Annotated in this window: 6 protein-coding genes and 2 pseudogenes; 4 read left to right on the plus strand and 4 right to left on the minus strand. The window is 66.2% G+C overall.

Annotation, left to right across the window (positions count from 1 at the left end; genetic code table 11):
• A partial coding sequence (locus ABS88_RS23495; protein ID WP_286750754.1) for an EAL domain-containing protein occupies nucleotides 1-687 on the plus strand: 687 nt, incomplete at its 5' end.
• Between the two features lie 19 nt (nucleotides 688-706).
• Here ABS88_RS23495 and mfd read toward each other — a convergent pair.
• Both mfd and ABS88_RS23505 read right to left on the minus strand, forming a co-directional pair.
• Nucleotides 707-4,200: pseudogene (gene mfd / locus ABS88_RS23500) on the minus strand (transcription-repair coupling factor).
• A complete protein-coding gene (locus tag ABS88_RS23505; RefSeq protein WP_058811949.1) occupies nucleotides 4,197-4,457 on the minus strand; it encodes a succinate dehydrogenase assembly factor 2 in 261 nt (86 codons plus the stop codon). Before ABS88_RS23505 ends, mfd begins: the two are co-directional and overlap by 4 nt.
• A 206-nt stretch (nucleotides 4,458-4,663) precedes the next feature.
• On the opposite strand from ABS88_RS23505, the gene recG reads away from it, so the two are divergent.
• The gene (gene recG / locus ABS88_RS23510; RefSeq protein ID WP_286750755.1) at nucleotides 4,664-6,730 is read left to right on the plus strand and encodes an ATP-dependent DNA helicase RecG; all 2,067 of its coding nucleotides are present in this window, start codon (nucleotides 4,664-4,666) and stop codon (nucleotides 6,728-6,730) included.
• Between the two features lie 147 nt (nucleotides 6,731-6,877).
• Here the strand turns inward: recG and ABS88_RS23515 are convergent, their stop codons facing one another.
• On the minus strand, nucleotides 6,878-7,219 hold the full coding sequence (locus ABS88_RS23515; RefSeq protein ID WP_003039557.1) for a PilZ domain-containing protein: 342 nt from the start codon (nucleotides 7,217-7,219) through the stop codon (nucleotides 6,878-6,880).
• Nucleotides 7,220-7,295: 76 nt separating this feature from the next.
• On the minus strand, nucleotides 7,296-8,522 hold the full coding sequence (gene tyrS / locus ABS88_RS23520) for a tyrosine--tRNA ligase (protein ID WP_003039555.1): 1,227 nt from the start codon (nucleotides 8,520-8,522) through the stop codon (nucleotides 7,296-7,298).
• Nucleotides 8,523-8,639: 117 nt separating this feature from the next.
• Between tyrS and ABS88_RS23525 the strand changes: the two genes are divergently transcribed.
• Both ABS88_RS23525 and ABS88_RS23530 read left to right on the plus strand, forming a co-directional pair.
• On the plus strand, nucleotides 8,640-8,939 hold the full coding sequence (locus ABS88_RS23525) for a GIY-YIG nuclease family protein (RefSeq protein WP_286750756.1): 300 nt from the start codon (nucleotides 8,640-8,642) through the stop codon (nucleotides 8,937-8,939).
• Nucleotides 8,940-9,124 (plus strand): annotated as a pseudogene (locus ABS88_RS23530) (DOMON-like domain-containing protein); the annotation flags it as partial.

The following is a 9,124-nucleotide window of genomic DNA, read 5'->3' on the forward strand; positions in this document are numbered from 1 at the left end:
CAATATGAGGTGGCGACGGGAGCGATGATCGGGGTCGAGGCGCTGCTGCGCTGGCAACATCCCGAACTCGGCCTGCTCGGCGCCGGGCCGCTGGTTACCGCGGCGCGCGCGGCGCGCATGGAACGCGAGCTTGCCGAACATGCGCATCGCGTCGCGCTGACCGAGATCGCCGGCTGGCCGCGCGCGCTCGGCAAGCTTCGCGTGTCGCTCAACATCACCGCCGCCGACCTCGGCGATCCCGATTTCGCCGACCGTTTCGCGGCGATGGTGAAGGCCACTGGTGTCGATCCCGACCGGCTGACGCTCGAACTCACCGAACAGGCAATGCTCAGCGATCCGGCCAGCGCAGCGGCACAGCTTGCTCAAATCCGGGCGCTCGGCTGCGCGATCGCGATCGACGATTTCGGAACGGGCTATTCCAGCCTGTCGCTGCTCGCCCGGCTGCCGATCGACTATCTGAAGATCGACAACGGCTTTACGCGCACGATCGACGGCAGCGACCGCGACCGCATCGTGGTACGCGCGATCGTCGACCTCGCGCGGGCGCTTGGATTGCTCGTCGTCGCCGAAGGGGTCGAGAATGAGCGCCAGCTCGAGCGGCTGCGCGAACTGGGCGTTGCGACGTGGCAGGGCTTCCTGAAATCGGGGCCGGTGCCGGGAAGCGAACTGCCGGGGCTGATGGAATAAGTCCGCAATAGCGGCCGTTCTAGCCCGCCTGCCGTGCGAGTTTCCCCAAACCTTTCGACAGTTGCAGTGCGCCGTTGAGCCGCGCGCCTGCGCTGACCCAGTCGCCGCTCACCGACAGCTTGTTGTCGGGGCGGATGCGCGCGCGGCCCTTCAGCCGCTCGACATAGGCGATCAGACCGGGGACATTGGCGAACTGGTCGCCGTGGAAGCTGACGAGGGCGCCCTTGGTGCCGACGTCGAGCTTGGCGATGCCAGCCGCCCTCGCGTTCGCCTTGATTTCCATGAGCTGGATAAGGTTCGCGGTTTCGGGCGGCAGCGGGCCGAAGCGGTCGATCATCTCGGCCGCGAAACCGTCGAGCCCGGTACGGTCCTCGGCCTCGTTGAGGCGACGATAGAGCGCCATGCGTAGCGGCAGATCGGGCACATAATCTTCAGGGATAAGGATCGGCGCATCGACCGTGATAACGGGCGACAAGGCCTCGCGGGGCGGCGCGACGCCGGCACCTTCGGCCTTGGCGACGAGGATCGCCTCTTCGAGCATCGATTGATAGAGTTCGAAGCCGACCTCGCGAATATGTCCCGACTGTTCGTCGCCGACGAGATTGCCGGCGCCGCGAATGTCGAGGTCGTGGCTGGCAAGCTGAAAACCGGCCCCCAAGGTGTCGAGATCGCCGAGCAGCTTGAGCCGCTTTTCGGCGGTGTCGGTGATCGCGCCGCCCTCGGGCGTCGTGAGGTACGCGTAGGCGCGCGTCTTCGACCGGCCGACGCGGCCGCGGAGCTGGTAAAGCTGGGCAAGGCCGAAACGGTCGGCGCGGTGCACGATCAAGGTGTTGGCGCTCGGAATGTCGAGGCCGCTTTCGACGATCGTGGTCGATACGAGCACGTCATATTTGCGATCGTAGAAAGCGCTCATGCGCTCTTCGACTTCGCCGGGCGCCATCTGGCCGTGCGCGACGACATATTTGATTTCGGGGACGCGGGTACGCAGGAACTCTTCGATGTCCGGCAGATCCTTGATGCGCGGGGTGACGAAGAAGCTTTGGCCGCCGCGGTCATGCTCGCGCAGCAGCGCTTCGCGGATCACCACCGGATCCCACGGCGCGACATAGGTGCGCACCGCCAGACGGTCGACCGGGGGCGTCTGGATGACGCTGAGTTCGCGCAGCCCCGACATCGCCATCTGCAAGGTACGCGGGATCGGCGTCGCCGTCAGCGTCAGCACATGGACGTCGGCCTTGAGCTGCTTCAGCCGTTCCTTGTGGACGACGCCGAAACGCTGTTCTTCGTCGACGATGACGAGGCCGAGATTTCGGAATTCTACCGATTTCGCGATCACCGCGTGGGTGCCTACGACGATATCGAATTGCCCGCTGGCGAGGCCGTCGCGCGTTTTTTGCGCTTCGCCCGCGGGCACGAGACGCGACAGGCGGCCGATGTTGACCGGGAAGCCTTTGAAACGCTCGACGAAGTTCGTGTAATGCTGGCGCGCGAGCAAGGTCGTCGGCACGACCACCGCGACCTGCACCCCCGCCATCGCCGCGACGAAGGCGGCGCGGAGCGCAACCTCGGTCTTGCCGAAACCGACGTCGCCGCAGACGAGCCGGTCCATCGGGCGGCCCGACGCCATATCCTCCAGCACGTCGCCGATCGCGCGGTCCTGATCGTCGGTTTCCTGGTAGGGGAAACGGTCGGCGAAAGCGGGATAAGCGGCGTCCTGCGCCAGCACTTCGCCGGGGCGGAGCGCGCGCTGCGCCGCGGTCGCGAGCAGTTCGCCAGCGATTTCGCGGATGCGCTCTTTCATCCGCGCCTTGCGGCGCTGCCATGCCTCGCCGCCGAGCTTGTCGAGCGCAACCCCGTCGCTCTCGCCGCCGTAGCGCGAGAGGACGTCCAGATTTTCAACGGGGACGTAGAGCTTGTCGCCGCCCGCATAAGTGAGCGCGACGCAATCGTGCGGGCTTTTCCCGACCGGGATCGACGTCAGCCCTTCGTAGCGGCCGATGCCATGATCGAGGTGGACGACGAGATCGCCGACGCTGAGCGTGGCGAGTTCGGCGAGGAAGGCGTCGGCGCTTTTGCGGCGCTTTTGACGACGTACCAGCCTTTCGCCGAGAATATCCTGTTCGGTGAGCAGGCTGATCGCGTCGCTCGCGAAGCCGTGGTCGAGCGGAAGGACGACCATTGCGGTCGCGCCGCCGGCATCGGCCGAAGCGGTGCCGAGTGCTTCCTGCCAGCTGTCGGCGGAGGCAAGCGCGCTGACGCCATGGTCCCTGAGCAGCCCCGACAAGCGGTCGCGCGCGCCCGCCGAATAGCTGGCGATAATCGTCCGGCGACCCTTGCGGCGTTCGTCCGACAGATGATCCGCAACCTTGTCATAGACGTTGAGGTCGGCCGCGCGCTCGGGCGTGAAATCGCGGGCGGCAAAGCTTTCGAGATCGATGACGCTCGGCGCGGGCGGGACATCGAAGGGGGAGACGACATGCACCGGCCGGTCGCGCTCGGCAGCCGCCCACTCGCTCGAGGTCAGATAGAGCGTGTCGGGGGCGAGCGGGCGATAGCTGCCCGCCTGCTCGCGCTCGGCGGCGACGCGGTTTGCATGATAGTCGGTAATCGCGTCGAAGCGCGTCTCCGCCGTCGCGTCGGTGCGGTGGCCGCGCAGCACCGGGGTTGCGGGGTCGATATGGTCGAACAGCGTCGCCAGCCGTTCCTCGAACAGCGGCAGCCAATGGTCCATCCCCGCCTGCCGCCGGCCCTCGCTGACCGCCTGATAGAGCGGATCGCCGGTTGCCTGCGCGCCGAACATCTCGCGGTAGCTCGACCGGAAGCGCTTGATCGTGTCCTGATCGAGCAGCGTTTCGGCCGCTGGAAGCAATTGCAGCGACTTGGCGGGGCCAAGACTGCGCTGGTCGGCGGGATCGAAGCGGCGATACTCTCGATCTCGTCGCCGAAGAAGTCGACGCGCAGCCCCGCGTCCTCGCCGGCGGGGAAAAGGTCGACGAGGCTGCCGCGCACCGCGAATTCGCCCTGATCGGCGACGGTATCGACGCGGTTGAACCCGTTGGCGACGAGCAGTTCGGCAAGCGCGTCGCGATCGATCCGCTGCCCCGGTGCGAGCGTGGTCGCGAGCTGGCGGATGCGAAAGGGCGTGAGGGTGCGCTGGGTGATCGCGGCGACGGTGGTCAGGATCAGTTCGCCGCGCTTCGGCGGCGCCTGCAGCGCCGACAGCGTGGCGAGCCGGTCGGCGCTGACGCGCATCGACGGCCCGGCGCGGTCATAGGGCAGGCAGTCCCAGGCGGGAAAGCGATGGATGACAAGGTCGGGCGCAAAGAAAGGCGCGGCATCGGCGACCGCCTGCATCGCGGTATCGTCGGTCGCGACATAGACGAGCCGCTTGTCGCTGGCGCGCGCCAGATCGGCGAGCAGCAGCGGCAGGAAGCCGTCCGCGGTGCGTGCGAGCGTCAGCGGTGCCGACGCCGACGCGATGGCGGCGAAAATGTCGGCGGAGGGACGGGTCATGGCAGCGGAATATAGTCCAGCCGGCGCATTGCAGCGATCATCGCAGGCCGGTCGAGATGCGCGGGCGGGTGCCCGGTGCCGAGCGCCCACGCCATGATGTCGACGTCATCCTCTTCGACCACGGCTTCGAACCACGCGATTTCCTCTTCGCCCCACGCCGCCGCATAGCGATCGAAGAATCCGCCGATCATATAATCGGCCTCACGCGTGCCGCGGTGCCAGGCGCGGAATTTCAGGCGTTTGAGGCGGTCTTGCATGGCGGGCCTTTTAATCGCGCAAGCGATGAAGTGAAAACGGACATCGCCCCCACTCACCGTTCGCCCCGAGCTTGTCGAAGGGCTGTTCTCTCTTTCCGCCGCTGGAAATAAGGACGGTGCTTCGACAAGCTCAGCACAAACGGAAGAGAGGTTGGGTTTCCTTCGCTCGACACGAACGGAAAGACGAGGCTAGACACGCCCTAGCCATGCGACCCGAAATCCTCAACCCGCTCTTTGCCGCGCTGACCGACGTCAAGGGTGTCGGTCCGCAGCTTGCCAAGCCGCTGACGCGGCTGGGGCTCGAGCGCGTTGTCGATGTGCTGTTCCATCTGCCGACCGGCCTGATTTCGCGCGTGCCCGTCGACCGGCTCGATCAGGCGCAGGCGGGACAGACGATCATCGTCGATCTGACCGCGCAGGATTACCGCCCCGGCCGATCGCCGCGCGCGCCCTTCGGGGTCGAGGCGTTCGACGCGGCGGGCGACCATGTGCGGCTGGTCTATTTCGGGCGCACGTCGGGTCTGGCGCGCAAGCTGTTCCCCCTGGGGGAGACGCGCCGGGTGTCGGGGCGGCTCGATCTTTATGGCGATATGCGCCAGATCGTGCACCCCGACCATGTCGCCGAACCGGGAGACGAGGCCGGGATTGCGGAACATGAGCCGGTCTATCCGCTGACCGAAGGGCTGACCAATGCGCGGCTGTCGCAGTTGGCGGCGGTGGCGCTCGAGCGCCGACCCGAACTTGCCGAATGGATCGACGCGCCGCTGCTGGCGAGCCGCAACTGGCCGGCGTGGCGCGATGCGATGGAACGCGCCCACGCCAGCCCGCGCGACGAAGCGGCGCGCGACCGGCTCGCCTATGACGAGATATTCGCCAGTCAGGTCGCGCTGATGCTGATCCGGCAGGGATTGCGCAATCGGCGGGGGAGGGCGGTGCGCGGCGACGGGCGGCTGGTCGATGCGTTGCGGCTGCCGTTTGGCCTGACCGGCGCGCAGGAGCGCGTCGGGCGCGAGATCGCCGGCGACATGGCGCAGGACACGCCGATGCTGCGCATGCTGCAGGGCGATGTCGGATCGGGCAAGACGCTTGTCGCGCTGCGCGCGATGCTGGCGGCGGTGGAAGCGGGAACGCAGGCGGCGCTGCTCGCGCCGACCGAGATTCTGGCCCGCCAGCATTATGCGACCTTGCAATCGATGCTCGCCGGGCTCCCCGTCAATCTCGCCATCCTGACCGGCCGCGACAAGGGACGGGCGCGCGAATCGACGCTGATGGGCCTTGCCGACGGCAGCATCGACATATTGGTCGGAACGCATGCGATCTTTCAGGACGCGGTAAGCTACCGCGACCTCTCGCTCGTCGTGGTCGACGAACAGCATCGTTTCGGCGTGGCCCAGCGGCTGATGCTGACGAACAAGGCGGCGCGTCCGCCGCATCTGCTGGTGATGACCGCGACGCCGATCCCGCGCACGCTGCTGCTCGCCAACCATGGCGAGATGGACGTATCGCGGCTCGACGAAATGCCGCCCGGGCGGACGCCCGTCGATACGCGCGTCGTGTCGGTCGACCGGCTCGACGAAGTGATCGACGGCCTGGCCCGGCATCTGGCGAGCGGCGCGCAGGCCTATTGGGTGTGCCCGCTGGTGGCCGAGAGCGAGGCAAGCGAACTGGCCGCGGCCGAAGATCGCGCCGCGCTGCTCCGCGCCCGTTTCGGCGAGGCGCGCGTGGGGCTGGTCCATGGCCGCATGAAAGGGCCGGACAAGGATGACGTCATGGCGCGGTTCGAGGCGGGCGAGATCGGCGTCCTCGTCGCGACGACGGTGATTGAGGTCGGGGTCAATGTCCCCGCCGCCAGCCTGATGATCGTCGAGCATGCCGACCGCTTCGGGCTGGCCCAGCTCCACCAGCTCCGCGGCCGCGTCGGACGCGGCACGGCGAAGTCGGTGTGCCTGCTGCTGCGATCGCAGACGCTGTCCGAAACGGCGCGCGAGCGGCTCGCGTTGATGCGCGACACGAACGACGGCTTCGTGATCGCCGAAAAGGATCTGGAACTGCGCGGCGGCGGCGAATTGCTGGGGCTCAAGCAGTCGGGCGACGCCGACTATCGGCTGGCGACGCCCGAACAGCTCGTTCGCCTCTTGCCGGTGGCGCATGACGATGCGCGGCTGTTCGTCGAACGCGACGGCGGAATGGAAGGCGCGCGCGGCGAAGCGGTGCGGCTTTGCCTGTATCTGTTCGAGCGCGATGCGGCGGTGCCGCTGCTGCGGAGTGGGTGATTTCTCCCCTCCCGCTTGCGGGAGGGGCCGGGGGTGGGTCGCCACGGCGCGGTATCCCACCCCGCTGCGGCTAGCGAACAAGTTCGCAAGCCTCGCTGCCCCTCCCGCAAGCGGGAGGGGGCATCAGCGCGAGCCTTGAATGCGTGATTAGTTTACGTCGCCGCGGGCGCCCATGGCGCGGATCATCGGCAGATAATCTTCGGCGGTGATCGATTTTTCGAACTGCACACCGGTCTTGCCGCCGAGCGACCAGACGACCTTTGCCGCCGTGCGGCCGATGATCGGCATGCGGAACACGACCAGATCGCCTGGCTCCAGCCCGCGTTCGTAGCGCATCAGCAAGCCGTCGGCGCTGATGTTGACGCAGGTGCACATTTCCTGCCGCCCGTCGGGCAGCACGAAGGGCAGGCGACAGTAAACGTCGCTGCGCGGAGCAATTCGCTGGTCGAGCCCGACATAGTGGGCTTTGCTCGTGTCAATCTTACGCATACGTCCCGGACCTTTGTGGTTTGCCGGAGAAGATCATCGCGATTGCTGAAGAATCCGTAAACGCTTTTTTGCGGATTCAGCGCGTGACGAGCCCGTGCTTCTTTGCCCCCAGGCTGACCGGCACGTCGTTTTCGCCGGGCACGACCAGATAATGGGGGTCGCGGATCACCGTGCCGTCGACCTTCACCGCCCCCTCGTCGAGCTTGCGGCGCGCCTCCTTGTTCGACGCCGCAAAACCCATTTCGCGCAGCGCGTTCAGGATGCCGATCCCTTCGGCCGGGGCCGCGACGCGCGGCAGGTCGCCGCCGATGTGGCCCTTTTCAAAGGTTTGCGTCGCGGTTTCCGCCGCAGCCTTCGCCGCATCGGCGCCGCGGCACAGCGCGGTCGCTTCGTTGGCGAGGATCTTTTTCGCTTCGTTGATCTCGGCGCCTTCGAGCGCTTCGAGCCGCGCGATTTCGGCGAGCGGCAGGTCGGTGAACAGCTTCAGGAAGCGGCCGACGTCGCGGTCGTCGCAGTTGCGCCAATATTGCCAATAGTCAAAATGGGACAGTTGATCGGCATTTAACCAGACGGCGCCGGCGGCGGTTTTGCCCATTTTGGCCCCCGCGGCGGTGGTCAGCAGCGGAGTCGTCAGCCCGAAGAGTTCGGCGCCGTCCATGCGGCGACCGAGCTCCATGCCGTTGACGATATTGCCCCACTGGTCCGATCCGCCCATCTGGAGCCGCACGTCCATCGCCTTCGACAGATGGCGGAAGTCGTACCCCTGAAGGATCATGTAATTGAATTCGAGGAAGGTCATCGGCTGTTCGCGTTCGAGGCGCAGCTTGACCGAATCGAAGGTCAGCATGCGATTGATCGTGAAATGCGTGCCGACTTCCTGAAGCAGCTCGATATAACCGAGCTTGCCCAGCCAGTCCTGATTGTCGACCATCACCGCGTCGGTCGGCCCGTCGCCGAAGATCAGAAAGGGTTCGAAGATCGTGCGGATCGATGCGATGTTCGCAGCGATCGTTTCGTCCGATAGCATCTTGCGGCTCTCGTCGCGCCCCGTCGGATCACCGATGCGCGTCGTCCCGCCGCCCATCAGCACGACCGGCTTGTGCCCCGTCTGTTGCAGGCGGCGCAGCATCATGATCTGGACGAGGCTGCCGACATGCAGGCTGGGTGCGGTCGCGTCGAAGCCGATATATCCCGGGACGACCTGTTTGGCGGCAAGCGCATCGAGCCCTTCCGCGTCGGTCATCTGATGGATATAGCCTCGCTCGTCGAGCAGGCGCAGCAGGTCGGATTTATAGTTCGTCATGGCGGGCGGGCGCATAGCATGCGTCCTATCCGATGAAAACAACCCAAACCCGTTCGCCCTGAGCTTGTCGAAGGGCCGCCCTTCCTTCTACATCGGGCAATGCGCTTTTGGACCTATATGTTGCACTGTCGAGGCGGCGCTTTCTATACCGGCCACACGGATGATCTGGAACGGAGGATGGCGCAGCATGCATCGGGCGCGGTAGCTGGATTTACTTCCGACAAATTACCGGTCGCGCTCGTGTGGAGCCAGGACTTCTCGACACGGATGGAGGCGTTGGAAGCCGAGCGTCGCATAAAAGGGTGGAGCAGAGCGAAGAAAATGGCACTCATTCGTGGCGACTGGCTGCAAATTTCGCGGTTGGCGAGAGGAAAGAACGGTCCTTCGTCAAGCTCAGGACGAACGGGAGAGGACTGAATGGCGGTGCAGTCCGGTGAACGGCGTCACTTGATCTGTCACCCCGCGACGCCCGCGAAAGCGGTGCGCGCGGTGTGGGCGGAGGTGGCGCTGTCGTTCGAAGACGGTTTTTCACTGCGCTTCGGGGTCGAGGGCGATATCGGCGCCTTGGTGCTGCCGCCCTGCGAAGGGCAGCTCGTCATCGC

This window comes from Sphingopyxis sp. SCN 67-31 (genome assembly GCF_001725095.1).